The 24,546-nt window shown below is 51.4% G+C and carries 23 protein-coding genes, 1 tRNA gene and 1 other RNA gene; 16 read left to right on the forward strand and 9 right to left on the reverse strand.

Going from position 1 to position 24,546, the window contains the following annotated elements; genetic code table 11:
• The first annotated feature begins 352 nt into the window (after positions 1 to 352).
• From Q0L28_RS03855 to Q0L28_RS03865, 3 genes are all read left to right on the forward strand, one after another.
• Positions 353 to 898: a putative Ig domain-containing protein gene (locus Q0L28_RS03855; protein ID WP_296631858.1), complete on the forward strand. Its 546-nt coding sequence runs from the start codon at positions 353 to 355 to the stop codon at positions 896 to 898.
• A 231-nt stretch (positions 899 to 1,129) separates the two neighbouring features.
• A complete protein-coding gene (locus tag Q0L28_RS03860) occupies positions 1,130 to 1,654 on the forward strand; it encodes a TetR/AcrR family transcriptional regulator (RefSeq protein WP_296631860.1) in 525 nt (174 codons plus the stop codon).
• 43 nt (positions 1,655 to 1,697) lie between these two features.
• Positions 1,698 to 2,648 (forward strand): zinc-binding dehydrogenase, encoded by a 951-nt coding sequence (locus Q0L28_RS03865; protein WP_296631863.1) that lies wholly within the window; start codon positions 1,698 to 1,700, stop codon positions 2,646 to 2,648.
• A gap of 57 nt (positions 2,649 to 2,705) precedes the next feature.
• On the opposite strand, the gene Q0L28_RS03870 is transcribed toward Q0L28_RS03865, so the two are convergent.
• A complete protein-coding gene (locus Q0L28_RS03870; RefSeq protein ID WP_296631865.1) occupies positions 2,706 to 4,295 on the reverse strand; it encodes an alkaline phosphatase PhoX in 1,590 nt (529 codons plus the stop codon).
• 123 nt (positions 4,296 to 4,418) lie between these two features.
• Positions 4,419 to 5,027 carry a thymidine kinase gene (locus Q0L28_RS03875; protein WP_296631867.1) on the reverse strand — a complete coding sequence of 203 codons (609 nt, stop codon included), beginning with the start codon at positions 5,025 to 5,027 and terminating at the stop codon, positions 4,419 to 4,421.
• A 54-nt stretch (positions 5,028 to 5,081) separates the two neighbouring features.
• On the opposite strand from Q0L28_RS03875, the gene Q0L28_RS03880 reads away from it, so the two are divergent.
• The 6 genes from Q0L28_RS03880 to Q0L28_RS03905 all read left to right on the forward strand — a co-directional run bounded on the left by Q0L28_RS03880 (position 5,082) and on the right by Q0L28_RS03905 (position 10,237).
• Complete coding sequence (locus Q0L28_RS03880) at positions 5,082 to 5,984, forward strand: amino acid ABC transporter permease (protein ID WP_296631870.1); 903 nt, start codon at positions 5,082 to 5,084, stop codon at positions 5,982 to 5,984.
• Positions 5,981 to 6,748 (forward strand): amino acid ABC transporter ATP-binding protein, encoded by a 768-nt coding sequence (locus Q0L28_RS03885; protein ID WP_296631873.1) that lies wholly within the window; start codon positions 5,981 to 5,983, stop codon positions 6,746 to 6,748. Before Q0L28_RS03880 ends, Q0L28_RS03885 begins: the two co-directional genes overlap by 4 nt.
• A gap of 92 nt (positions 6,749 to 6,840) precedes the next feature.
• Positions 6,841 to 7,740, forward strand: a complete 900-nt coding sequence (locus Q0L28_RS03890; protein WP_296631874.1) for an ABC transporter substrate-binding protein — start codon at positions 6,841 to 6,843, stop codon at positions 7,738 to 7,740.
• Positions 7,741 to 7,816: 76 nt separating this feature from the next.
• Positions 7,817 to 8,506 carry a hypothetical protein gene (locus tag Q0L28_RS03895; protein WP_296631876.1) on the forward strand — a complete coding sequence of 230 codons (690 nt, stop codon included), beginning with the start codon at positions 7,817 to 7,819 and terminating at the stop codon, positions 8,504 to 8,506.
• A 2-nt stretch (positions 8,507 to 8,508) separates the two neighbouring features.
• Positions 8,509 to 9,618, forward strand: a complete 1,110-nt coding sequence (gene menC / locus Q0L28_RS03900) for an o-succinylbenzoate synthase (RefSeq protein ID WP_296631878.1) — start codon at positions 8,509 to 8,511, stop codon at positions 9,616 to 9,618.
• 139 nt (positions 9,619 to 9,757) lie between these two features.
• Positions 9,758 to 10,237, forward strand: a complete 480-nt coding sequence (locus Q0L28_RS03905) for a DUF3145 family protein (protein WP_296632054.1) — start codon at positions 9,758 to 9,760, stop codon at positions 10,235 to 10,237.
• A gap of 11 nt (positions 10,238 to 10,248) precedes the next feature.
• Here the strand turns inward: Q0L28_RS03905 and Q0L28_RS03910 are convergent, their stop codons facing one another.
• From Q0L28_RS03910 to aceE, 6 genes are read right to left on the reverse strand one after another with little or no spacing between them, the layout of a single operon-like run.
• A complete protein-coding gene (locus tag Q0L28_RS03910) occupies positions 10,249 to 11,490 on the reverse strand; it encodes a beta-ketoacyl-[acyl-carrier-protein] synthase family protein (protein WP_296631881.1) in 1,242 nt (413 codons plus the stop codon).
• Positions 11,491 to 11,511: 21 nt separating this feature from the next.
• Positions 11,512 to 11,757 (reverse strand): acyl carrier protein, encoded by a 246-nt coding sequence (locus Q0L28_RS03915; protein ID WP_296631883.1) that lies wholly within the window; start codon positions 11,755 to 11,757, stop codon positions 11,512 to 11,514.
• Between the two features lie 38 nt (positions 11,758 to 11,795).
• On the reverse strand, positions 11,796 to 12,800 hold the full coding sequence (locus Q0L28_RS03920; RefSeq protein ID WP_296631885.1) for a beta-ketoacyl-ACP synthase III: 1,005 nt from the start codon (positions 12,798 to 12,800) through the stop codon (positions 11,796 to 11,798).
• 45 nt (positions 12,801 to 12,845) lie between these two features.
• Positions 12,846 to 13,772: an ACP S-malonyltransferase gene (locus Q0L28_RS03925; RefSeq protein WP_296631888.1), complete on the reverse strand. Its 927-nt coding sequence runs from the start codon at positions 13,770 to 13,772 to the stop codon at positions 12,846 to 12,848.
• A 9-nt stretch (positions 13,773 to 13,781) separates the two neighbouring features.
• A complete protein-coding gene (locus tag Q0L28_RS03930) occupies positions 13,782 to 14,975 on the reverse strand; it encodes a CdaR family transcriptional regulator (protein ID WP_296631891.1) in 1,194 nt (397 codons plus the stop codon).
• A complete protein-coding gene (aceE, locus tag Q0L28_RS03935; protein WP_296631894.1) occupies positions 14,938 to 17,664 on the reverse strand; it encodes a pyruvate dehydrogenase (acetyl-transferring), homodimeric type in 2,727 nt (908 codons plus the stop codon). Before aceE ends, Q0L28_RS03930 begins: the two co-directional genes overlap by 38 nt.
• Positions 17,665 to 17,829: 165 nt before the next feature.
• On the opposite strand from aceE, the gene Q0L28_RS03940 reads away from it, so the two are divergent.
• From Q0L28_RS03940 to rnpB, 7 genes are all read left to right on the forward strand, one after another.
• Complete coding sequence (locus Q0L28_RS03940; RefSeq protein WP_296631897.1) at positions 17,830 to 18,309, forward strand: peroxiredoxin; 480 nt, start codon at positions 17,830 to 17,832, stop codon at positions 18,307 to 18,309.
• Positions 18,310 to 18,353: 44 nt separating this feature from the next.
• Positions 18,354 to 18,426, forward strand: a tRNA-Val gene (locus Q0L28_RS03945).
• 102 nt (positions 18,427 to 18,528) lie between these two features.
• Positions 18,529 to 20,673, forward strand: a complete 2,145-nt coding sequence (locus Q0L28_RS03950) for a cytosine permease (RefSeq protein ID WP_296631900.1) — start codon at positions 18,529 to 18,531, stop codon at positions 20,671 to 20,673.
• On the forward strand, positions 20,673 to 21,494 hold the full coding sequence (locus Q0L28_RS03955; protein ID WP_296631903.1) for a Nif3-like dinuclear metal center hexameric protein: 822 nt from the start codon (positions 20,673 to 20,675) through the stop codon (positions 21,492 to 21,494). Before Q0L28_RS03950 ends, Q0L28_RS03955 begins: the two co-directional genes overlap by 1 nt.
• Positions 21,495 to 21,516: 22 nt before the next feature.
• Entirely contained in the window at positions 21,517 to 22,230 is a 714-nt protein-coding gene (locus Q0L28_RS03960; protein ID WP_296631906.1) for a C4-type zinc ribbon domain-containing protein, read from the forward strand.
• On the forward strand, positions 22,227 to 23,384 hold the full coding sequence (locus Q0L28_RS03965; RefSeq protein WP_296631909.1) for a bifunctional RNase H/acid phosphatase: 1,158 nt from the start codon (positions 22,227 to 22,229) through the stop codon (positions 23,382 to 23,384). Before Q0L28_RS03960 ends, Q0L28_RS03965 begins: the two co-directional genes overlap by 4 nt.
• A 43-nt stretch (positions 23,385 to 23,427) precedes the next feature.
• Positions 23,428 to 23,773: RNase P RNA component class A (gene rnpB / locus Q0L28_RS03970), an RNA gene on the forward strand.
• A 1-nt stretch (position 23,774) separates the two neighbouring features.
• Here the strand turns inward: rnpB and ppgK are convergent.
• Positions 23,775 to 24,533: a polyphosphate--glucose phosphotransferase gene (gene ppgK / locus Q0L28_RS03975; RefSeq protein ID WP_296631912.1), complete on the reverse strand. Its 759-nt coding sequence runs from the start codon at positions 24,531 to 24,533 to the stop codon at positions 23,775 to 23,777.
• Positions 24,534 to 24,546: the final 13 nt, after the last annotated feature.

Genomic DNA, 24,546 nt, shown 5'->3' on the forward strand with positions numbered 1-24,546 from the left:
GAACCGTTAATTAGAACGGGACTTACGAAAGCCGCCTGTCGGCGCCTTTCCATACTCCCCACCAGAACCGTTAATTAGAACGGGACTTACGAAAGCCGCCTGTCGGCGCCTTTCCATACTCACAACTTTCGTTGGTCGATTGCGGCGGGCACCCTAGAATCGGTCGCATGAAGAAGATATTGATTGCAATGGTGACATTTCCACTTTTGGGGCCTTCATAAGTCCGGTTCAGGCTGCCGAATACGTTGTCTCGCCAAAAACTTTCCTAGTTCCGAGCCAATCAGCCGACGGATACCGTGATGTTGGCGGCGCTTTTCCAATTGGCAGAATCTATAACCGCAAACTCGTCGCAATGGGTGGAACTCTCACCACTAAGCAGCCTTATTACCGCTGGAAGCTTTTGAACATCGATGGTATTCAGGTTCCAGAGCTGCACATCAACCCAACGACTTGGGTATTTTATGGCGCGGGGCCAACAATCGAGGCCGGTTCGCACAAGGTTTGGGCCACGGTCACCGATGCTGCCAAGCGAACAATCAAATTCTGGTTCCCATTGAATCTAGTCACATGCAATTCAACAGCTGGCCCATTCGATGCCGGATTTGCACCGTGTCCTGAACCCGCATTCGTTCCTTACAACACGAATCGCACAGGCTATTTCCGACCAGGAAAATTAAACACTGAATACAATTTGGCGATTGGCGCAAGCGCGGGGCTGCAACCTTACACATTCAAGCTAGTTTCCGGTTCATTGCCGAAAGGGCTTGTTTGGAGCCCAAAGTACGGACTAATTCGAGGCATTCCTCGTCAGAGTGGAACTTTTTCCCTCGGTTGGAATCTGATCGACTCAAACGGTGAATCGTCAGGCGTGGAAGCCACACTCATCATCAAGAAGTGATATCGATAACTAGTGAAACCCGAGCACCGTTCGGGGGTTATCTCCGCAGGCATTTGGGGCTCCCGAAAGAGATAAGCGACAGATGTTGCTTTTCTCGATTCGCGGGTTTAGCATCTTTTTGTGCAAAACACTGCAGAGTCGACACCAGATGCCAGGGTTTTAAAGACCCAAAAGAGGCTTCGGAGCGCAGCCCTAGATTTGGCTTCTCGCCAGTCGATTAAGTCAATCTCTGTGACCGAACTTTCAACAGCAGCAGGAATCAACCGAGCGACGTTCTACAAACATGCTGAAAATCCTTTTCAGGTAGTCAAGGGTGCACTAGAAGACGACTTGGATCAGCTACGCACATCATTTCTAAATGGCACTCACGAGTCTCGACCGGATTTTCGGCAAATGTGGAGTGAAGCTGTTGTGGGAACAGTCGAACACGTAAAAAAGTTCGAACGAATTTATGAACTTGGTTTTGCAGAAAATGCAGATGGTGAACTCCAGAATCTATTGAGCAAACACATCAGTAAATCAATGCAAATGCTTTTTAGCGAGAACCCACAGATGCTTCCCAAGCATGCAAAAAAGAATCGTGAGTTTCTAATCACTTCGACCGCTGCCTTTCTTGGCAGCGGGTTGACGTCAGTCTTGCGAGTTTGGCTTCAATCGGGTGCCAGTGATGTGGCGCTTTATGAAAGTGCCGTCTTGAGTTCATTACCGGCATGGATGCTGTCCACTGATTCCTCGGACGGCGGTTTCATCAAATAACTTCCAGCAAAGAGCTGGATGCAAGTGAAACAGGAGAAACAAGATGAAGGCATGGCAATTTGAGGGCACGAATAAGCCTTTGGTCCTCAATGAAGTTCCAGAACCAAAAGTTCGACCAGGAACTGTAGTCGTGGATGTAAAAGCGACTGGCATTTGTCACTCGGACGTCAGCACGCTGACTGATCCAAACTGGATGTTTATGTATCCAGAACTACCTCGCACTTTGGGCCACGAAACAGCGGGTGTCATTTCTGAGGTGGGCCCGGGCATGGAACATTGGAAAGTTGGCGACCGTGTTGGTCTTGCCCCGGTGATGTCAAACGGTGAAGCCCTTGGTTACTATTCATGGGATGGCGGCTGGGCTCCAAAGATTCTCGCGACTGACGACAACCTTGTGAAACTTCCAGATGAGGTTTCATTCGAACTAGGCGCAATGGCAACCGACGCTGGATTGACTTCATATCACGCAATCATGGCCGTTGGTGGCGCTAAGGCAGGAATGAAAGTTGGTGTGATTGGTCTAGGTGGCCTTGGTTACATTGGAGCTAGAGCTGCAGTGCTAAGCGGCGCTGAGGTTTATGCCGCTGAAGTAAATGCTGAAACCCGTGCCTTGGCTGATGAAATTGGCCTGAAGGCTGTTGCAGAGTCAATCACCGAATTCAAGGATGTCGGTTTGGAATTGATTGTTGACTACGCCGGTTTCGGAACCACGACAGCCGAGGCCATCGACACATTGGCCGAGTTTGGAAAACTTGTTCAGGTTGGAATGGGTAGAGGTCAAGCGACCATCAACACCACTCCAATCATCATCAACCAGCTAACTATTGCGGGTTCAAAATCAGGCACCAAGGAAGACCTTGCTGGAATCTATGAACTGATGCGCACTGGAAAACTTAACCCTCCGATGAACCTCATTGGCTTTGAAGACATTCCAGGGGCTGTAGACAAACTACATGCCGGGGGAGTTGTTGGTCGTTTCATCGCAACAATGTAGCTGTCGAAAACAAAAAGAGCGGGTGGCCGTAGCCACCCGCTCTTTTTTATTGAAGCTTTACTTCCAGTCAACCGCTGACCAGTCAGCAACCTTTAGAAGGTAAAGCTGGCCACCTTCAACTGCCTTGGCAATTGAGGTTGGGTCAGTCACGTCAGGTCGTGAGGCCGCTGGTGTCGCGTGAATCTGAGCATTCAAAACATAGTAAGAAGTCTTGTCTGCAGCTTTCTTCTTGAAGAAGCTGGTCACGTCTAAGATTCCAGATGACTCTTCGTCATTGGTGATCTTTGTTGCGGCTGGAGCGTTCTTGGCAAACATCGAATCCTTGAACTTAGCAACGACGGCTAGCTTCTTGGTAGGAATGTCGTATGCAAAGATGCGTGATACCTGGTCATTGCCTCCTGGGTCTTCCTGAATCAGGATGTGACCAAAGTTGTCAATGGTGATGTTGTCAGGCTTGTTGGCGTAGATCCATTCAGAACCGTCGAGCAACATCTCAAGAGTCGCACCCTTCAGAGGCTCGTTGACGTTCTTGAAGCGCAGGCGCCATAGAGCTCCACCGTCGCGTGAGGTTACGTCTGGGGTAGCTGGGTTCAAGGCGATTGCTGATTCCCACTTGTTCGACTGGGTGGTCACAAAGTAGTAGTCGTTTGGGTGCTTAGGGTCAAAGGCGCCATCCTCAACGCGAGTGAAACCAGTAGCCAAGGTGCCTACGTGTGAGTTCTGTGAAATAGCGGTTGCATTGCTGTCGTACTTCTTGAACGAAACATTTGCTTTCACGTTCTTGCCAACGAATGCGCGGAACTCGCTGTCGGTGGCAATGTCGTCAACCTTTAGGAAGTATGAAGAACCGTTGGTTAGACCAGCCTTCTCGTACCAGGTGCCAGAGTTGTTTTTGGTGCCTACGTACATGCGAACTTCGCTCGAAACAACCTCGTCGTCCTCGTTGCCGATAATTACTGAGTTGGCGTTTGTGGTCTTAGCGGCGTTGAAGGTTTCCTGACCAGCAAGACCCAACTTAGGTAGCTGAACTAGCTGACCAGCGGTGTTCATCGCAAAGCCACGTGACTGAATGCCTGACTCCTCAGGTGTCATGAATACCGCGCCAGTGTAGCCAACGGTCTTGCCATTCTTCTTGTATGTGAAAGTGCCGGCTGGTGCAAGTGATGCTGAACAGAATCGGTCTAGGTTCTTTGCGAATGCTGGACCGTAGTAGTTGTTGACTGCTTTGCCATCCGGTGAAGTAGGTGTGTCACCATAAGTCTTGGTCTGGTAGTTGTACCAAACAACTGAGCTCAAAAGCTCTTTTGCTGCCTTGACTTTGCCCGTTGCTGGGTCAATAGTGACCTCAGAAACGGTTGAACCACCGGTGGTTGATCCGGCACCCTGAGCCCAGGCAGCCTGGGCGCCAGTGAACTCGTGGTTTACCAAAAGCTTGACGCCGTCAGCTGTCTTGTATGCGCCCATGCCGTCTGGGGTTCCTGGCAGCAGGTATCCGCCGATGGTGTCGCCAGAAGTAGCCAGCACATCTAGGGTTGCGCCAGCAGCAACTGGCTCCATGTATACAGGCTTTTCTGCTGCGTTGGCTGCGAGTGCGCCAGTGGCAAGCAGAGTTAGTGCAGCAGCAGAAGCTGCAACGCGCTTAATCATCTTTTCTCCTTATAGAACTGCGTTTATGGGCAGTGAGAAAAGTCAAATTTGGCCAAGCAAACTGCGGATGTCCTTTTGCTTTCGTGCTGGTTAACTAAATGGAAATATATTCCTGGTTCAGGATTACTTTTCGATAAAAGTACTTTTTTCTTCGATGTAGCAAGCGGGGCAAAGCGATTCATAAGTCACGTCGACACCATCAATGGCAACTTGCTCGCCGTCGAAGATAAATTCTCCATTGAATTTGCGTGCGTTGAACATGGCTTTACGGCCGCATCGGCAAATTGTCTTCAACTCTTCGAGTGTGTGTGCAATCTCGAGCAAACGAATTGAACCAGGGAACCCCTTGGTTTGAAAGTCGGTTCGAATTCCGTAGGCAAGCACTGGCACGTCATCTAGAACAGCAATTTCAAGGGCCTGGTCTACCTGGGCAGCAGTTAGAAATTGAGCTTCGTCAATCAGCAGGCAGGCAATCCCTTGGCCTGATTCCTGCTTGATTTTGGAGCAAAGTGCATTGAACTCATCGCGCAGATTTAGATCAGGCGTAAGTAAAAAGTCAACGTCTCGATCAACACCAAGTCGACTCACGATCGCCGCACTGCCCTTGGTATCGATAGCCGGTTTAGTGAGCAAAACTCGCTGTGAACGCTCTTCGTAGTTGTGGGCTGCTTGCAAGAGTGCTGTGCTCTTACCGCTGTTCATGGCTCCGTGGCGAAAATATAGCTTGCTCATAAAAAATAAGGCTAGCAGCGGGGTAGGGGTGTCAATTGCCTTAGGATTTCATTCATGACTTCTCGAAGTGGCACACAGAATGACGACATTGTCGCCATTCCACTTCGTCACCCTTGGCGTTGGGTTTCAGCAGCTCTAGTAGTTCTCATTCTTGGAGCTTTTGTCTATTCACTTTGGTCTTCGCCAAATGTGAATCACTCAATTATTAACGAGTTCTTGTTTGATAAGCGTGTGATCGGGGCAGCCGGTTTAACGGTGCTGCTCACCGTGATTTCAATGTTTATCGGCACAGTTCTAGCCATTCTTCTGGCGATCATGAAGCTATCCACAAATCCGGTTCTCAGAATTGTTTCTACCGCGTACGTGGGCTTCTTTAGAGGCACACCTTTGCTATTGCAGGTAGTTTTCTGGGGATACCTCGGCATTATTTATCCCAAGGTTGAAATCGGTATTCCATTCACTGACTTCTTGCTTTTTTCAGAGAAGACAAGTTTGGTTTTCACTTCTCTAGTGGCCGGCATCATTGCGCTTTCGCTAAACGAGGCTGCTTATGCAGCGGAGATTGTTCGCGCCGGAATTTTGTCTGTGGACTCTGGTCAAACTGAGGCTGCCAAATCGTTGGGCATGAGCACCGGCTACACGCTTCGTCGAATTGTTTTGCCGCAGGCCATGCGAGTGATCATTCCGCCAATGGGCAACGAATTCATTTCAATGCTCAAGAACACCTCTTTATTGCAGGTGGTTGCAGTGATGGAGCTTTACGCACGAACATCTCAAATTTCATCGCAAAACCTTGCACAAGTTGAGCTTCTTGTGGTTGCTGGTTTCTGGTACCTCGTTATGACCACCGTGCTTTCGTGGCCACAGAGTTATCTTGAAAAGCGCTATGGCCGCGGATTCAGTGCACCAAACCAGCAGCAGCGTTGGCTTAGATTTTCGTCAAAGGCATCAGCATGACAAATGACTTGATGGTCGATGCTCGCAGCATTCGCAAACACTTTGGTTCAAATGAGGTGCTAAAGGGAATTAACCTGCAGGTTAACCGAGGAGAGGTGCTTTGCTTGTTGGGCCCGTCGGGTTCTGGCAAGTCAACCTTGTTGCGCTGCATCAATCACCTCGAAACCATAAACGGTGGTCGTCTTTACGTAGACGGCTCTCTAATGGGATTCCGCGAAAAGGGCGACGCGCTGCACGAGATGCGCCCAAGTGAAATCGCAAAACAGCGAAGTCACATTGGAATGGTTTTTCAGCGCTTCAATCTGTTTCCGCACCTAACCACGCTCGAAAACGTGATCGAAGCCCCAATTGGTGTGTCTGGCATGTCGCGAGCTGCGGCACGTGAGAAGGCTCTCGAGTTGCTAAAGACTGTTGGGCTTGCCGACAAAGCAGATGCCTATCCAAGCCAGCTTTCCGGGGGTCAGCAGCAACGTGTCGCCATTGCCCGCGCCTTGGCCATGGAGCCCAAGCTAATGCTTTTTGATGAGCCAACCTCGGCGCTTGACCCTGAGTTGGTTGGCGATGTGCTAGATGTGATGCGCAAACTCGCAGATTCTGGCATGACCATGATTGTGGTGACCCACGAAATGGGGTTTGCTCGCGAAGTAGCGGATCGCGTGGTCTTTATGGATCAAGGCGTGGTTGTCGAAGAGGGCAAGCCTAAGGATGTCATCGACAAGCCTCAAAACCCGCGCACTCAGGCGTTCTTGCGAAGCGTGCTCTGACCATTTCGGTTTTGTAAACTCTGCTCAAATCAAGGCCAAGCCAGGCCATGCCTGAACTAGGCTTTTTTCATTACCCGAGATTAGGAGACAATTTGTCTATTTCTAAAGTCGCCGGTTTGGCCATGTTGGCCACCGCTAGCCTTTTTGCACTAGCTGGTTGTGCAGCTGAGCCCGCACCGTCAGCAAGCCCAACATCAGCATCAACAATCGCTGTGGATGAAGCAGCTGCAGCACTTGTTCCAGCTGAGTTCAAAGATGGCATCAGCATTGCATCAGACATTCCTTATGCTCCAATGGAGTTGTTCGACGAGAACGACAACCCAACCGGTTTTGACTATGACCTTTCGCAGGCAATCGGCGCCAAGCTCGGCGTAAAGATGAGCTTTGAAGACCAAGACTGGGATGGCATTATTCCTTCGCTTCAGTCGGGTGCACACGACGTAATCATGTCTGGCATGAATGACACCGCAGAACGCCAGAAGGTTCTTGACTTCGTTGACTACTTCAAGGCTGGCTTTGCCATCATCGTTGCTAAGGGCAACCCAGAAGGCGTCGCATCACTTGCTGACCTTTGTGGCAAGACCGTTGCAATTCAGACTTCAACCGCACAGATTGACTTGATCAACGCTGTGAACCCAAGCTGTTCAAAGAAGATTGAGATTCTTGAGTTCCCAACCGATGGCGATGCACAAAACGCAATTCGTGCGGGCAAGGCAGTTGCTGGTGTGAACGACGGTCAGGTTGCTGCCTACACTGCACAGACTGCTGGAGCTGGCGAATACTTTGAAATCGTTGCACCGAGCGACCCACCAGCTGGTTTCGAATCAGCTTTCACCGGTGTTGGTGTGTTGAAGGCAAACTCAGGTTTGACTGCAGCCATTCAGGCAGCGATTCAGTCTCTGATTGACGATGGCACATATGCCAATCTGCTTGCCAAGTGGAACCTTTCTGCATTCGCAGTGACCGAGGCAACCATCAACGGCACCAAGTAATAAATAGTTCAAAAGTTTCAACGGGTGGGGGCATGCGAAAGCGTGCCTCCACTTTTTTATCTGAAAGAATAAAGGCATGTCAGCGCAGATAACTCAGGTTGCATCAGTTCAGGATGCAGAGCAGTTAGCTGCGTTTTTGAATTCAATTTGGAGTGACGGGGCAGAAGTTGCGCCGTTCGACTTGATACTCGCAGCGGTTCACGTGGGCGCATATGCCGTTCTTGCAAAACAAGACAATCAAGTTGTTGGCGGTTCGTTCGGATTTGTTGGGCAATTTCAAGGCCAGACCATCTTGCACTCGCACGTGACCGCTGCAACCTTTGCTGGAGTGGGCTTCACAATCAAGCAGCATCAAAAACTTTGGGCTGCGCAACAAGGCCTTAGCGCAATCACATGGACTTTCGACCCGCTGGTGCGCCGTAATTGTGTCTTCAATTTTGAAAAACTCGGCGCCACTGCAATCGAGTTCTTGCCTAACTTCTATGGCTCTATGAGCGACTCAATCAATGCTGGCGATGAGTCTGACCGACTTTTCACATACTGGCCAATTGATTTTGGTGCCAAAATTGCCCCACCAACCGGCAAGCGCATCGAAATTGCGTTGCCCGCAGACATCGAGACTCTGCGCAAACAAGACCTCGAAGGTGCTCTTGAGTGGCGTCGACAAATTCGTGAAATCTTGCAACCAGCTTTTGAATCCGGAGCGACTATTCACTCCATGACCGAAGATCGCACTGCTTTAGTGCTAAACACCCCGGAGGCATAACCATGAAACTTGAAGCAGTCGAACTTATCCGACTCAATGTTCCACTCAAATCAGCATTCCGCACATCATTCTCTTCGGTAAGCATGCACGAAGTTTTTTGGGCTCACGTTATTACCGACCAGGGTGAAGGTTGGGCCGAGTGTGGTGCGAACGATCGCCCAGACTATTCGAGTGAATATCACACCGCCGCCATGGACGTTATCAAGCAGTTCATTTTGCCTGACCTCTTTGCCATGGGTGATGACCTAACTGCCGAAAAAGTTGCACCGGCAGTGCATTGGATGAAAGGCCACCGCATGGCCAAAGCGGCCATCGAGACGTCCTTACTAGACGCGCAACTGCGTCACCAAGGAATCTCTTTCGCAAAGTATTTTGGTGCTGTGAAGGATCGTGTTCCAGCTGGAGTTTCGGTTGGCATCATGGATTCATTGGGCGAACTTATGCGATACGTTGATGGCTACTTGAACGAGGGTTACCTTCGCATCAAACTCAAAATCGAACCAGGCTGGGATTACGAACCGGTCAAGCTAGTTCGTGAAACATACGGTGATGATTTGCTGCTTCAGGTCGATGCGAACACCGCTTATACCCGTGATGATTTCGACCTGCTAAAGAGACTCGATGAATTCAACCTGTTGCTCATCGAGCAGCCAATCTTTGAAGAGGATCTATTAGGTCACGCAAAGCTGGCGCAATACATTGAGACTCCGGTTTGTCTTGACGAAACAATCATTTCGGCCGACATCGCGCGAGACGCCATTGAATTGGGCGCAGCCGAAATCATCAACATCAAACCTTCGCGCGTTGGCGGATACCTTGAATCAATGAAAATTCATGACGTCGCTGTGGCCAACAACATTCCGGTTTGGTGTGGCGGAATGTTGGAGACCGGAATTGGCCGAGCTGCAAACCTTGCCCTTGCTGCCATGCCTGGTTTCACTTTGCCAGGCGATACCTCGGCATCATCACGTTATTTCGAAACCGATCTCACCGAACCTTTTGTTTTGGTGGATGGGCACGTGTCAGTTCCCACTGCACCCGGAATCGGCGTTGATCCAATCCCTGAAATCGTTGAAAGATTCACAGTTTCTCGAGAGTGGATTAAGCGCTAGAAGGTATCCGGGGCCATTTTTGGCCTTTGACAGATGCAAAACGCCAGGCGTATTCTTTATGGGCGCCGCGAACACAGGACATTGGGGAAGATGCACCTAGGTTCGAGAGGCGAGTATGACATCGATTACCGCCCACGGCATGGTTTTTATCCACAGTGCCCCTAGGGCCTTAATGGCACATCTTGAATGGTCTATTGCAAGTGTGCTCGATACCGAAGTACGCCTGCAGTGGGCCGATCAGCCCATAGCTCCCAAGAGTGCCCGCACTGAATTTCTCTGGTCTGGTCACGAGACCGCTGGCGTTGAATTGGCAGCCATTTTGGCCAGCTGGCAAAAGGTTCGGTTTGAGGTAAATCAACAGTCCAGTGAGGCCCAGGAGGGCTCTAGATGGGTCTATACACCTAGTTTGGGCATGTTCTATTCACCAGTAGATTCAGCGGGCAATATTCTCGCTTCCGAGCTCAGAATCAGATCGGCCATCGATGCTGCCGGCACAAATCTGCTTGATCTGCAACGAGGTCTGCGAGCTGTTTTGGGGCAGGCTTGGGATGACGAATTGGAAGGCTACCGTAAGGCAGAGTTGGAAAAGCCGCAGGTTGAATTGCGTCGAATTAGCTGATCAGCGACCGTTTAGCCCTGATAGCTGCGGAATGCGATTACCGCGTTGTGCCCACCAAAACCAAAAGAAGTGCTGATTGCCAAGATTGGACCATCAGGAAGCTTGCGAGGGCTAGTCACCACGTCGAGAGGAATCTCTGGGTCTTGCTCATCCAGGTTGATAGTTGGGGGAGCAGTGCGTTCGTGCAAGGCCAAGATGGTGAAAATTGACTCAATCGCACCAGCGCCACCTAGAAGGTGACCGGTTGATGCTTTGGTTGCCGAAACCGCAATGTTGCCCAGGTGGTCACCAAACACGCGCTTTAGTGCGGTGTACTCGGCGATGTCACCAACCGGGGTGCTGGTTGCGTGAGCGTTGATGTGTGCAACATCTTCAGGCTGTGCGTTGGCCTGCTTTAGCGCAGCGACAACAGCGCGAGCTGCGCCTGAACCCTCAGGGTCTGGGGCAGTGATGTGGTAGGCATCCGAAGTAACAGCGCCACCAACTAGTTCGGCATAAATCTTTGCGCCACGAGCCTTGGCGTGGGCTTCGGTTTCAAGAACGATGGCGCCGCCACCTTCACCCATCACGAAACCATCGCGGTTGACGTCGTATGGGCGTGAAGCTTTGGCTGGATCTTCGTTGCGGCGTGAAAGTGCATGCATTGACGCGAAAGCTGCGATTGGCAGTGGGTGAATTGCAGCTTCACAACCACCAGCAACAACAACATCAACTTCGCCAGATAGCAGGCGGTTCAATGCGTTTGCGATTGCCTCGGTGCTGGACGCGCAAGCAGAAACTGAGGTGCGCACACCGCCGCGAGCCGCGATGTCCATGCCGATTGCTGCAGCCGGGCCATTTGGCATCAGCATTGGCACGGTCATAGGCAAGACGCGGCGAGGGCCACGCTCTTTTAGAGTGTCGAAGGCATCCAACAAAGTCCACACGCCACCGATGCCGGTAGCAAATTCAACCGCGAGGCGCTCAGGCTCAACTGCAGGAGTACCTGCGTCGGCCCAAGCCTCGCGTGCTGCGATCAATGCAAACTGGCTTGATGGGTCGAGGCGCTTGACCTCTTGCGGGGTAAGAATTTCGGCTGCCGGAACCTTTGCTTGACCAGCAAAAGTGACAGGAATTTCGTACTGCGCTACCCAAGCTTGCTCAAGAGTCGAGATACCCGATTCTCCAGCAAGCAATGCATTCCAGGTTGATCGCGCGTCGCCACCGAGTGGCGTGGTTGCGCCAATACCAGTGACAACAATTTTTGTAGACAATTTGTTTAGCCTCGGCCTAAATTACTGAGCGTTGGTAATGAAGTTAACCGCATCAGCAACTGTGATTAGGTTCTTAACTTCTTCGTCTGGAATCTTTACGCCGAACTTGTCTTCTGCGTTTACAACGATTGTCATCATTGAAATTGAGTCAATGTCTAGGTCGTCAGTGAATGACTTCTCTAGCTGAACGGCTTCGGTAGCAATACCGGTCTCGTCGTTAACGATCTCTGCTAGACCTGCAAGAACTTCGTTCTGTGAAAGTGCCATTGATTTCTCCTTTAGGGGTTATTTGACCGTGGTTAAGTTTAGGGCAGTACTACTACTTGAGCGCCGAAGGCAAGACCCGCGCCGAAGCCGATTTCTAGGGCCAAACCGCCAGATTTGACCTCGCCAGATTCAAGCAGGGCATGCATGGCAAGGGGAATGCTTGCTGCGGATGTGTTGCCGGTGTAGACGATGTCTCGTGCAATCACAACGTGCTCTGGAACCTCAAGCTGCTTGGCAAGTTCGTCAATAATGCGGATGTTTGCCTGGTGGGTGACTAGGGCGGCGAGGTCTTCAACTTTGATGCCAGCAACTTCAAGTGCCTGGCGAGCAACCTTAACCATTTCCCAAACGGCCCACTTGAAAACGGTTAGGCCTTCTTGGCGAAGGGTTGGCCAGTTTGCAGTTCCGTCACGAAGTTCCAACAAGGATGCGCTCATGCCAACGGCATCCCAGTGTGAGCCATCCGAGCCCCAAACGGTTGGGCTAATGCCTGGAGTGTCTGATGGGCCAACAATTGCCGCGCCTGCGCCGTCGCCAAGCAAGAATGAAATTGTGCGATCGGTTGGGTCAATGAAGTCAGAAAGCTTTTCGCCACCGATTACCAAAACATATTTAGCTACACCAGATCGAACTAGAGCATCTGCCTGCGCAATGCCATAGCAATAGCCGGCACATGCTGCAGAAATGTCGAATGCTGGGGCAGGGTTGGCACCAATCTTGTCTGCCAATAGAGCGGCTGCGGATGGAGTTTGGTGCGGGTGGGTAATGGTCGAGAAAATTACTGCACCGATTTCAGACGCCTGAATTCCGGCTTTGGCAATTGCTTCGTTCGAAGCTGATACTGCCATGTCCATAAGGCTCAAGTCTTTGCTCGCGCGTTTGCGAGTGATGATTCCGGTGCGCTGGCGAATCCATTCGTCGCTTGAATCGATTGGGCCGGCAATGTCGTCATTGGTGACGGTGAGATCGCCACGAGTTGCACCTAGTGAATAGATGCGTGAGTACTTGACGGTCTCGTACTGATTTAGCGTCGGCTGCGACATTGATCCTCGGTTCTTGTTCTATTCACCAATTTACTTGGCGAAACCTTAGCTGTGGTTGTTGATTAGTAACAATGCTTGTTCGATATTTTCTGGAGTTTTAACTGCCAAGGTCTCAATTCCTGGCATAGAGCGCTTGGCAAGGCCAACCAGGGTTCCAGCCGGAGCCACCTCAATTAGGGCAGTGACGCCCGCCTCGACCATTGCTTGCATGCACAAATCCCAGCGAACCGGGCTCGACACCTGATTCACCAGCAGGTCAACAAACTCAGTTCCGCTAGCAACCTCGCGGCCGCCGTTGTTGCTCCAAATCTTGATTGCCGGGTCGTTCACTGGCACGCCGTTGGCGTAAGTGCGAAGTGACTCAACGGCTGGCTTCATAAAGCGAGTGTGAAAAGCACCAGCCACCTGCAGAGGAATAACACGGGTGCCGGCAAGTGGCTCAGCTTGCAGTGCCGCGATCGCTTCTGCGCTGCCAGCAGCAACAAGCTGTCCACCACCGTTGTAGTTGGCAGGTTCCAAATCGAGTGATTTCAACTTTGATTCAACCTCGGATTGGTCGCCGCCCAAAATCGCTGCCATGCTCGTTGTTTCTAGTGCAGCAGCCTTGGCCATTTCGCGACCGCGTTCGGCAACAAACTTGATGCCTTCTTCTTCGGTGAAAATTCCTGAAATAACCGCTGCAGTGATTTCACCAACCGAGTGTCCAGAGACACCGGCAATGCCTGCGGATTTTGCACCGGCGTTTTCGAATAGGGCAGCAACGGTTGCAACACCGGCTCCAACGATTAGTGGCTGAGCGATGGCGGTGTCACGAATTGTATCGGCATCACTTGTTGTGCCGTGGGCAATCAAATCAATGCCACTTGCCGCTTGCATTCTTTCGATTGAACTTTTGAAGTTAGGCAATTCGAGCCAGGGAGCCAGAAAGCCTGGTGCTTGCGCACCCTGACCTGGGCAGACGATAACAATCATTAGATTTCCTTACCTTTTTCGCTTCGAATCATTTTCACTCATTGCGCCGAGAACCATGGAAACCTGCAGCACAAATGCTTCGCGAGGGCCACTCGCATCCCAGCCAATAATTTCGCTGATTCGCTTTAGGCGGTAGCGAACAGTGTTTGGGTGCACAAATAATTCGCGAGCAGTCGCTTCTAGAGAACGGCCGGTTTCAAGATAGTGAACCAATGTCTCAAGCAGTTCTGCCGAGTTCGTTAATAGTGGGCGGTAGATGCGCTCAATCAGAGTCGCTTTCGCAAGCATGTCACCGGCCAAGGCTCGTTCGGCTAACAAGTCATCCGCGGCAATTCTTCGCGGTGCTTTATTCCAAGCTTTTACAACGGCAAATCCTGCAAGTGCCGCCTTTGCTGATTTATGCGCTTCGGCGATGGTCGCCACTTCGGGGCCGATCACGACCGCACCATTTCCAAAATGCGAATCCAGAGCTTCGGTTAGCTTTGCAAATGTTTGAGTCTTGGCATCCTGGTTTGGGTCAATTCGACCGATTACAACAATCAGGCGATTGCCGTGCACGCCAATGAGAACGTCGGCATTGTTTTTGCGTGCGATTCGGCGCAACGCATCTTGGTCGACTGGTTCTGCAGCAGTGCCGACCAACGCGCAAACTGCGCCTTGCGCGCGCCAGCCAAGCGCAGCAATTCGTGAGGCAAGTTCTTCATCGCTCTCGCCGCTCAAAATTGAATCGACTACCAGTGCTTCTAGTCGAGCATCCCAGAGGCCACGAGCCTCAGCAGCACGTGCATAAACATCGGCGGCTGAGAAGGCAATTTCGCGTGAGTAAAGCAACACCGCTTCGCGCAATGATTCGTCTTCGCGCACAACGGTTTCTTCAACTACCTGAACCACTACACGAATCAACTGCAACGTTTCTTGCAATGAAATTGAACGCAGCAATTCTCTTGGGGCAGTGCTAAACACATCCGCGGCAACCCAAGGTTGTGACTTCGGATCTTTATACCAAGCTAAAAACGAAGTGATGCCAGCTTGGGCGACTAAGCCAACCGATGCTCTGCGCGAGGCAGGCATGTCGCGATACCAAGGAAGCAAGTCATCTAGGCGCTTTAGCGTGGTGGTTGCTAAGTCGCCAGAGATCGACTTAAGCCAGTCGATCGTTGCCTGCTTAGTTTTCGCCACCGGTCGATCCAGAGGTTCCAGCATTCACGTCGTGCAAGCGATAGCGGTCGATTGCAATCTGGGGAACACTCGGGTCAATTTCACCGCGTTCAACAAGTTGCTCAAGAACGCGCACCGCGATTGAAGGACCATCGATCTTGAAGAAACGACGTGCAGCTGCGCGAGTGTCAGAGAAACCAAAACCATCGGCACCCAAAGTTGCATAGTCGCCTGGAACCCATGGTCGAATCTGATCTTGCACTGCATGCATAAAGTCGCTCACGCCAAGAACCGGGCCAGCAGCGTTTTGCAATTTGCTAGTCAAGTAAGCAGGTGCAATCTCGTGGTTAGGGTTCAAGAACTTCGCCTCATCGCGGGCTAGGCCATCGCGACGAAGTTCAGTCCATGAAGTTACCGACCAAATGTCAGCCGATACACCCCAGTCGTTTTGCAAAAGTGATTGCGCTTCGTAAGCCCACGGCAACGCAACACCAGAAGCAAGAATCTGCGCCTTGCGACCTTCACTGTGGTTTTCAGAAACACGGTGAATACCGCGGATGATTCCGTCGACGTCAACGCCCTCTGGTTCAGCAGGCTGAACGTAAGGCTCGTTGTAAACGGTTAGGTAGAACACGACGTTTGGATCTGGGTGCTGACCGCCATACATGCGTTCAATACCGTGACGCATAATGTGTGCAATTTCGTATCCGTAGGCCGGGTCATAGCTGATGACACCAGTGTTGGTTGAGGCCAACAAAGGTGAGTGACCATCGGCGTGCTGCAAGCCTTCACCGGTAAGTGTGGTGCGACCTGCAGTAGCGCCAATCATGAAGCCGCGAGATAGCTGGTCAGTTGCAGCCCAAATTGAGTCGGCTGTGCGCTGGAAACCAAACATTGAATAGAAGACGTAAACCGGAATCATTGCCTGACCCTGGGTTGCGTAGCTGGTTGCTGCTGCGGTGAAGCCAGCAATTGATCCGGCTTCGTTGATGCCAGTGTGCAGAATCTGACCCGAAACACTTTCTTTGTATGCCAATAGCAATTCGCGGTCTACCGAGATGTAGTGCTGACCATTCGGGTTGTAAATCTTTGCAGTAGGGAAGAATGCATCCATACCGAAGGTGCGAGCTTCATCAGGAATGATCGGAACAATTCGCTCACCAAATTCAGGTGCACGCAAAAGGTCTTTTAGCAAACGCACGAATGCCATGGTGGTTGCAATTTCCTGAGTACCCGATCCCTTTTTGGCAATCGCGTATGCATCAGTTTCTGGCAACTTGAAATCAACATATTTGCTGCGACGCTCTGGAAGGTATCCGCCAAGTTCGCGACGACGTTCGTGCATGTACTGAATCTCTGGAGCATCCTGACCCGGGTGGAAGTAAGGAGGCTGGTAAGGGTTCTCTTCGAGCTGAGCATCGCTAATTGGAATCTTTAGCTCGTCGCGGAATCCCTTTAGGTTCTCGAGGGTTAACTTCTTCATCTGGTGGGTAGCGTTGCGACCCTCAAATGACTTGCCCAGGGTGAAGCCCTTAATAGTCTTCGCCAAAATTACAGTTGGCTGGCCCTTGTGCTCAAGAGCTGACTTATAGGCTGCGTAAACCTTGCGGTAATCGTGACCACCGCGCTTTAGGCCCCACACTTCATCGTCGGTCATGTGTTCAACGAGTTTCAGTGTGCGAGGGTCGCGGCCAAAGAAGTTTTCGCGCACGAATGCGCCATCTTCGGTCTTGTAAGTCTGGTAGTCGCCATCCGGAGTCTTGTTCATCAAGTCGACCAAAGCGCCTTCGGTGTCGTTGGCAAGAAGTGAATCCCACTCGCGACCCCAAACAACCTTGATTACATTCCAACCGGCACCGCGGAAGAACGATTCAAGTTCTTGGATGATCTTGCCGTTGCCTCGAACAGGGCCATCAAGACGCTGCAAGTTACAGTTCACAACGAAGGTGAGGTTGTCTAGGTTGTCGTTGGCTGCAAGTTGCAATGCACCGCGTGATTCAACTTCGTCTAGTTCGCCGTCGCCGAGGTAGGCCCAAACGTGTTGTTCGGCGGTGTCTTTGAAACCACGGCCGGCAAGGTAGCGGTTGAACTGCGCTTGATAAATAGCGTTGATTGGGCCAATACCCATCGAAACTGTTGGGAACTGCCAGAAGTCTGGCATCAATCGCGGGTGTGGGTAAGAAGACAAACCGCCACCGGCGTGTGACTTCTCCTGGCGGAAACCATCAAGTTGGTTTGCGCTCAGACGACCTTCAAGAAAGGCGCGAGCATATGGGCCAGGTGAAGCGTGTCCCTGAATGAAAATCTGGTCGCCACCGGATGGGTGGTTCTGACCCTTGAAGAAGTGGTTAAAACCAACTTCGTATAGCGAAGCCGATGACGCAAATGTAGAGATGTGTCCACCAACGCCAACGCCTGGTCGCTGAGCTCGGTGCACAAGCATTGCAGCATTCCAGCGCATCCATGCGCGGTAAGTTCGTTCGATTTTTTCGTCACCGGGAAACTCGGCCTCGTTTTCGGGCGCAATGGTGTTGATGTAGTCGGTGGTTGGAACGATCGGAACGTTCAGCTGTAGTTCGTGTGAGCGACGAAGAAGATTAAGCATGATCTCGCGGGCTCGACCGCGGCCGTGCACTCGTGCTACCGCATCGAGTGATTCAAGCCATTCGCTTGTTTCTTGTGGATCAAGGTCAGGGGTGTTGACCGCGTATGCATCGTTGTTGTTTATGGACACCGACATTCCCTTTCGTGGGGGATAGACAAAGAATTCCGATTAGCTTTGGTAAAGCCTCATAAGAGTTTAGAACGACTCGGGGCTTGCTTAGAACAAAGGGAAGCATATGTATGTGCTGCTAGTTTGTAACCAGACCAGCCCATCTTTCAGCAACGGAGACAGTAAATGACCCTAATCATTGGCGACGAAGCCCCTAATTTCGAACTGATCAACCAATTCGGCGAAACCGTAAAACTTTCAGATTTCCGCGATCAAAAACCCGTTGTCTTGGTCTTCTATCCGCTATCTTTCTCAGGCATCTGCACCGGTGAACTTTGCGAAATCCGCGACAACTTCGCCAAGTTCGACAACGAGAATGTTGAACTGCTTGCTATCTCAGTGGACTCAAAATTTGTTCAGAAGAAGTTCGCTGATGAAGAGGGCTACAAATTTTCCGTTCTTTCAGATTTCTGGCCTCACGGTGCCGTTGCTAAGGCTTACGGGGTCTTTCTAGAAGAATCTGGAATCGCTAATCGAGCTACCTTTGTAATCAACATCGAAGGCATTTTGACTGCTAAATTCGTGACCGCACCTGGCCAAGCTCGCTCTCAGGATGAGTACGACCGCGCATTGGCTTCGTTGCAAGTTGGCGTTAACCGCGATTGATGCGGTAGGCTCTTCGAGTTGCAGTTCACTGCAACCTCGAAAGAGGGCCTTTAGCTCAGCTGGTAGAGCGCCACGCTTACACCGTGGATGTCATCGGTTCGATCCCGGTAGGGCCCACAACTAGAGAAACCCCAGGTCAATTGGCCTGGGGTTTGCTTTTGCCCTAACCAGCCCCGTTGCCTTCCCGAATAAGAATTTGGGCCACATTAGAATTTGGCTATGGATTCCAATCAATTCAAGCCTCCCGTTCGCCGCTCGATGACTGATGCCGAGCTGCAGGATGCCCTTGGCAATTCGCAAGCCGATGAGGCTGGAATCTTGAAGGCCATGGAGCTGCTTGAAACCCAAGCACAGTTGCGTGACATCGAAAAGATGGAGCTTGCTGCCTGGGTTTTGCAAATGGAGCAAATTGGAACGCCTGAGGCGTTTTTGGCGGTCGAAAACGCAGCCCGTGTTTCTAAAGGGTTGGAACCACTGGAGGTCTTGCCAACTTCGCAACCTCCGGTTGAAGACGTTGTTGCCAACCTGAATGCACTGTTTGGTGCTGTCACACCAACCGCCCCAGCTGAGCCGGTGCAACATTCAGAGCCAGTTCAATCGCAAGAACTAGAGACGCCTTCGCCATCAGAAGATCCACAGTTCAACTATGTAGACGCTGTGACTCACGAGTCGGCAGTGATTCAGCAAATTGAAGTTCCTGCTGCCTTCGAAGAATTCTTCACAGAAATCGAAAACGAAGAGGCCTCGGATGCGCCAGCACCTGTGGCCGTCGCTGCAACCGACATCGAAGCCTTTGACATGGTGATTGGTGCCGAGGAAGAACTCACAGCACTCGAGGAAGCTCTTTTTGAAGAGCCAGAGCAAGATGTTGAGGTAGTCGTCGAAGCGGATCCATTCGTTGAATTTATTACTGGTGCAGAACCAGTGGTTGAAACCGTCGCTCTCGAATCGGCGCCAAAAATCAGCCGCCGCAGCCGTGCAATCTCACAGTTCTGGGCTTGGCTAGGGCTCACTGGTTCAGTAGTTCCGTTTCTCTTTGCCAGTTTCCTGAATGGTTTTGCGCTTTCATTTGGTCAACTTGCTTTAGCAGTAGTGCTCGGCTTAGTTGCTTCAGGCGCCGTTATCGCAATTGGAAGTCTTGCTGGCAAGCGAAGTGGCTTGCCGACCCTGATGTTGTCACGCGCTGCCTTTGGTGTTCACGGCAATCTTGCGCCGGCAATTTTTATGACTATCAACCGACTCTTCTGGACTGCAGCGCTGATTGGCATGGGGCTTTCTTTGGCCTTTCCAAGTTCACTGCAGTTCGATGCAATCAGCACGGTGACATCTGGCGCACACCTGATTCTGGCAATAGTTGCAGTTCTGCTTATCGCAGCAGTAACGCTGGCAATCTTTGGCGGTCGTGTGCTTTATCGAGCGCAACAGATTTCAGGCCTGATTGGTTTGATTGCAGTGGTTGCCTGGCTCTCAGTCATGGCGCCAACAATTTCGACGACCAAGATATTGCAAACAGCTGACGGAAGTTGGCTCGCCACATTTGCGGTTGCTGTTCTAACTTTTAGCTTCTTCGGTTTGGTGTGGTCGTCGGCGAGCGCAGACTTCGCTCGCAAACTGCATGTTTCGGTTCGTGGCATTCGAGTAATCGCTTGGGGGCTGCTGGCTCTGGTTGTGGTGCCAGCCGTAATCATTTTGGCCTCGTTGACGGTTCTTCGAGGTTGGGGTGGCCCTGGAGGTTTACCTGCTTGGTTGGCAACCGTTTTGGCAGTTGCGGCTGTGACATCAGCAATTGTTTGGCTTGGAATGTCGTTCTACTCGTCAAATCTCAGCCTGCACTCAATCGGTCTGAAGTTGCGACCAACCATTGCGCAACCATTGCTGGGTTTGCTCTTGGGCTCCGCAGCGGTATTTGCCTTCATGCATCTGCAGGTTTCGGGTTTCTGGTTCAACCTGCACGGTTATGCATTGGTTCTTGCTGTACCAGCTGCCGCTTGGACTGGCATATTCGTTTCTGACATTTTGATTCGTCGAATCGCATATCACGAGATCTCGCTGAGCCGCGGTTACGGTTTCTATAAGTCGGTCAACTGGTTCAATCTCTCTGGTTGGGTAGTTGCATCGGTGATTGGACTAGGCCTCACTTATTCAGAACTTACAGAATTCCAAACACTTGGATTCATCGCCGAGCAATTAGTGAATCAAGAATTCTGGCGTCAGTCTTCTTTTGGAATTGTGATTGCGTTCGCAATTGGATTGCTGGTTCCGGTTGCAATTGGCATTCCTAGAATCAAGCGTCAAGAAGCTGAAGTGCTCACCATTGAGGCTCGTCGCAACGACCTTAAAGACGTTCTTGGCTTGGTCGACTAATGTCGGTTGAACTTTCGCAACTAATAGCTTCGTTTGAAAAGGCCTGGCCGATTGAATTAGCTGAAACTTGGGATGCGCCCGGCTTGATTGCTGGTTCTGCTAACCAGCGTGTAGCACGTGTATTGCTAACGGTAGATGTGACTGCCGAGATTTTGGCCGAGGCGCAAGACGGTGCCTTCGATTTGATTCTGGCTCATCACCCGTATTTGATGCGAGGCATAACAACCGTTAACGAACAAACTGCCAAGGGTGCCCTGTTGGCTTCAGCTGCTAGGTCCAACACGGCAATTTATGCGGCACATACCAATGCTGATGTTGTGTCTGATGGCGTATCGGCGGCCCTCGCAGCAGCAATCGGAATTACGACCGCAAGACCGCTCGTTGCAAGCACAGATCAATCAATTGGCCACGGCCGCATTGGCGATTTGGCGGCACCAATGACTCTCGGTGACTTCGCTCGTCAGGTGGCTAATGTCTTGCCTTCTACCGCAACTGGTGTGCGTGTTGCTGGTGAATACGACCAGATTGTTTCGTGCATTGCACTGTGTGGTGGTGCTGGAGACTCGTTCATTGCCGATGCAATCGCAAGCGGTGCTGACGTGTATCTATCTTCAGACTTGCGTCATCACCCGGCTCAAGATGCTCGCGAACATGCTCAGTTGCATAATTCCAAACCAGCGCTGGTTGACGTTTCGCACTGGGCAGGAGAGTGGATGTGGCTTGAAGTAGCTGCAGCGCGCCTCGCCAAGGAATTTTCTGAAGTACAGTTCGTAGTTAGCCACATCAGAACTGATCCGTGGGATTTTGTAGTCACCCAATAACTCAACATCAAGAAGGCAACACATGAAGGCATCAGAAAACCAGCAAGCAGGCTTACTGTCTCTAGGCAACCTTGATGCGGAGATCTCACGTGCGAAATCTACGCTCACTGAGCTCACCAGCGGTAAGTCGACAAAAGATATGCGCGAACTTAATCTAAAACTTGCTGGTGAACTGATTGAAGCCCGAAACCAACTTGACTCAGTTGAACTTGAGCTCAAGCGTGCCGAAACAGATTTGCAAACCGTTGAGCAGCGAATCGAGAAAGACAATGCACGCCTAAGCACCACCTCAAACAGCAAGGATGCCCAAGGCATTCAATCGGAGTTGGCAACACTCACCAAGCGCAAGTCGGAACTTGAAGACATGGAGCTTGCCATTCTTGAAAAGAAGGATGAAGTGGCTGCGGTATTCGCCGAAGTGCAGGCACGCAAAACTTTGAACGAGAACGAACTTCGTGAAGCCGAGGCAAAGATTGAGGCTGAAGTTCTTAAGCAGCGTTCAGGCCTAGATCTCATGGTGCAACAGCGGGCTCAGCAATCAACCCAATTGCCTGTTGAACTGCTAGAGCTCTATGAAAAGAAGGCAGCTAGAGGAATTGCAATTGGGCGACTTATCGGTCGCGAATGCGGAGCGTGTCGAATTTCTTTGGGAGCCACGGCATACGCAGAGATTCAGGCCTTACCCAGCGACGACATCGCTACTTGCCCAGATTGCCAAGCGATTTTGGTTCGATGAGTCTGCCGCAAAATCTAATCATCGAAGCCGATGGCGGCTCGCGTGGTAACCCCGGACCTGCCGGAAGTGGCGCGGTTGTAATTGATGCGGACACCGGTCTGGTTATCGCTGAAATCGCAAGATTCATCGGTGTTGCTACGAACAATGTGGCTGAGTATGTTGCATTGCAAGCAGGTCTTGAAGCTGCCTTTGCAATAAATGCCGAAGCGCGAGTTCTAGTGCGCATGGATTCAAAACTTGTCATCGAACAGATGAGTGGCGGCTGGAAAATCAAACATCCCGACATGATTCAACTTGGTGCACAGGTTCAAAAACTGGTCGCTGGCAAAGTCGTGCGCTGGATGTGGATTCCTCGCGAAGATAACAGCAAGGCTGATGCGCTCGCTAACAAGGCGATGGATGACCGCGCTGATTCTTCAACGGTTCCTAGAAATTCGAAACCAAAGTCTGGTGTTGCCGAATTCAATCACGAATTGCCCAGCTCGGTACGAGCTCCCGGGGGAGTCACTGAGCCACTGACAACAATTGTTTTAGTTCGCCACGGCCGCACTCACCTAACCGAATCAAAAAGAATTTCGGGCCGCGGGGGAGAGAACCCACAGCTTTCTGCGCTTGGCCGTGAGGATGCAACTGCCGCTGCAAATGCACTGTCACAGTTTGGTCAAACCGGATCGTGGGCGCACTTGAAGCCTATTGATGCGATAGTTGCCTCGCCCGTAGCTCGCACTCATGAAACAGCAAACATTATTGGCGCAAAACTCGGCTTAGACGTGGCCACAAATGAAAACATCGCCGAGATTTCTTTTGGCGACTGGGATGGTCACACCAACGAAGAGGTCTTCGAATTGTGGCCGGAACAATTTGCCGCCTGGCAAGGCTCGTGGACCGTGGCGCCGCCCGCTGGAGAGTCGCTAGAGGAATTCGATGCGCGCATTCTTGAAGGGCTTGCTTCAATTCAGAAGCTGCATGCCGGCAAAACTGTGGCCGTGGTGAGCCACGTGATGCCCATCCGCGGATTTGTTCGTGCCGCTATGGATGCCGGAATCGCAGCTTATTGGCGCCCAAGCATTGCACCTTGCTCAATCACGGTCTTGCGTTTCTGGGGTAATCAGGCCGCTGAAGTGCTCTGCGTGAACGCCACAAGCCACCTATAGGGCTTAGCAAGTTTGACAAAGCCCAAGTAGTCTTGAACGCGGATGGGTCGGCAAGGCGATCGCGATGGCAACATCGAGGAACGTCCGGGCTCCATAGAGCAAGACGGTGGCTAACAGCCACCCGGGGTAACCCGCGAGAAAGTGCAACAGAAAGTAAACCGCCGCGCAAGCGGTAAGGGTGAAACGGTGGTGTAAGAGACCACCAGCGGTGCGTGTGAGCGTGCCGGCTAGGTAAACCTCGTTTGGAGCAAGGTCAGACAGGAAGCGCATAGAGCTGCTCGCTCTAGTTTTCGGGTAGGCCGCTTGAGGGCATTGGCAACGATGCTCCTAGATAGATGATCGTCACCTAGAAATAGGAACAGAACCCGGCGTAATAGCCGGCCCATCCACTTAATCTGTTGAGTTTTTATAGGCCAGAGCAGCAGCTCCCAAGATGCCTGCGTTATTGCGCTTTAGTGCCGGAACAATCTCTGCGCCAAGTTTTAGCTTGGGCAAGAAGTTTTCGTGTTCTTTAGAAACTCCGCCGCCAACCACGATCAAATCCGGGCTGAATAGTCTGTCCAGGGTGCCGTAGTACTTCTGCAAGCGGGCGGCCCAGTCATCCCACGAAAGTTTTTCACGTTCTTTTGCCGCAAAAGATGCTTGAGTTTCGTAGTCGACGCCATCGATTTCAAGGTGACCCAGTTCCGCGTTCGGCACAAGTTCACCATTGATAAACAGGGCGGTACCAATTCCGGTTCCCAAGGTAGTCATGATGACTAGGCCATTGCGTTTTTTGGCAGCGCCGAATTTAACTTCGGCAACTCCGGCTGCATCTGCATCGTTGATCACGTGCACATGACGGTTCAGAGCTCTTGTAAAAAGTTCGTCGGCGTTCAGGCCGATCCAGTCTTTGGATACGTTTGCCGCGGATTGGGTGTAGCCATGCTTCACGATTGCTGGAAAGCAGATGCCAACCGGCATGCTTGCTCGAGTCGCTGGCAAGTCGGCAACGATGTTTCGCACAACTTCAGCAATATCGGCGGGCTTGCCGCCCTTCGGTGTTTCAAAACGAACACGCTCACCGATCAAAACACCGTTTTTCACATCGACCAGGGCGCCCTTGATTCCGGTGCCGCCAATGTCGATTCCAATTGCTTTTCTAGCCATTTCTTACTTTCTT

It is taken from the genome of Rhodoluna sp., from assembly GCF_024639375.1.
Lineage (GTDB): Bacteria > Actinomycetota > Actinomycetes > Actinomycetales > Microbacteriaceae > Rhodoluna.

What these genes read in the sequence shown, in the direction of transcription:
- Q0L28_RS03855 (WP_296631858.1), top strand. Translation starts at nt 353, where the DNA reads ATGGGTGGAACTCTCACCACTAAGCAGCCTTATTACCGCTGGAAGCTT.
- Q0L28_RS03865 (WP_296631863.1), top strand. Translation starts at nt 1,698, where the DNA reads ATGAAGGCATGGCAATTTGAGGGCACGAATAAGCCTTTGGTCCTCAAT.
- Q0L28_RS03870 (WP_296631865.1), bottom strand. Translation starts at nt 4,295, where the DNA reads ATGATTAAGCGCGTTGCAGCTTCTGCTGCTGCACTAACTCTGCTTGCC.
- Q0L28_RS03875 (WP_296631867.1), bottom strand. Translation starts at nt 5,027, where the DNA reads ATGAGCAAGCTATATTTTCGCCACGGAGCCATGAACAGCGGTAAGAGC.
- Q0L28_RS03880 (WP_296631870.1), top strand. Translation starts at nt 5,082, where the DNA reads ATGACTTCTCGAAGTGGCACACAGAATGACGACATTGTCGCCATTCCA.
- Q0L28_RS03885 (WP_296631873.1), top strand. Translation starts at nt 5,981, where the DNA reads ATGACAAATGACTTGATGGTCGATGCTCGCAGCATTCGCAAACACTTT.
- Q0L28_RS03895 (WP_296631876.1), top strand. Translation starts at nt 7,817, where the DNA reads ATGTCAGCGCAGATAACTCAGGTTGCATCAGTTCAGGATGCAGAGCAG.
- menC (WP_296631878.1), top strand. Translation starts at nt 8,509, where the DNA reads ATGAAACTTGAAGCAGTCGAACTTATCCGACTCAATGTTCCACTCAAA.
- Q0L28_RS03905 (WP_296632054.1), top strand. Translation starts at nt 9,758, where the DNA reads ATGGTTTTTATCCACAGTGCCCCTAGGGCCTTAATGGCACATCTTGAA.
- Q0L28_RS03915 (WP_296631883.1), bottom strand. Translation starts at nt 11,757, where the DNA reads ATGGCACTTTCACAGAACGAAGTTCTTGCAGGTCTAGCAGAGATCGTT.
- Q0L28_RS03920 (WP_296631885.1), bottom strand. Translation starts at nt 12,800, where the DNA reads ATGTCGCAGCCGACGCTAAATCAGTACGAGACCGTCAAGTACTCACGC.
- Q0L28_RS03925 (WP_296631888.1), bottom strand. Translation starts at nt 13,772, where the DNA reads ATGATTGTTATCGTCTGCCCAGGTCAGGGTGCGCAAGCACCAGGCTTT.
- Q0L28_RS03930 (WP_296631891.1), bottom strand. Translation starts at nt 14,975, where the DNA reads ATGCTGGAACCTCTGGATCGACCGGTGGCGAAAACTAAGCAGGCAACG.
- Q0L28_RS03940 (WP_296631897.1), top strand. Translation starts at nt 17,830, where the DNA reads ATGACCCTAATCATTGGCGACGAAGCCCCTAATTTCGAACTGATCAAC.
- Q0L28_RS03950 (WP_296631900.1), top strand. Translation starts at nt 18,529, where the DNA reads ATGGATTCCAATCAATTCAAGCCTCCCGTTCGCCGCTCGATGACTGAT.
- Q0L28_RS03955 (WP_296631903.1), top strand. Translation starts at nt 20,673, where the DNA reads ATGTCGGTTGAACTTTCGCAACTAATAGCTTCGTTTGAAAAGGCCTGG.
- Q0L28_RS03960 (WP_296631906.1), top strand. Translation starts at nt 21,517, where the DNA reads ATGAAGGCATCAGAAAACCAGCAAGCAGGCTTACTGTCTCTAGGCAAC.
- Q0L28_RS03965 (WP_296631909.1), top strand. Translation starts at nt 22,227, where the DNA reads ATGAGTCTGCCGCAAAATCTAATCATCGAAGCCGATGGCGGCTCGCGT.
- ppgK (WP_296631912.1), bottom strand. Translation starts at nt 24,533, where the DNA reads ATGGCTAGAAAAGCAATTGGAATCGACATTGGCGGCACCGGAATCAAG.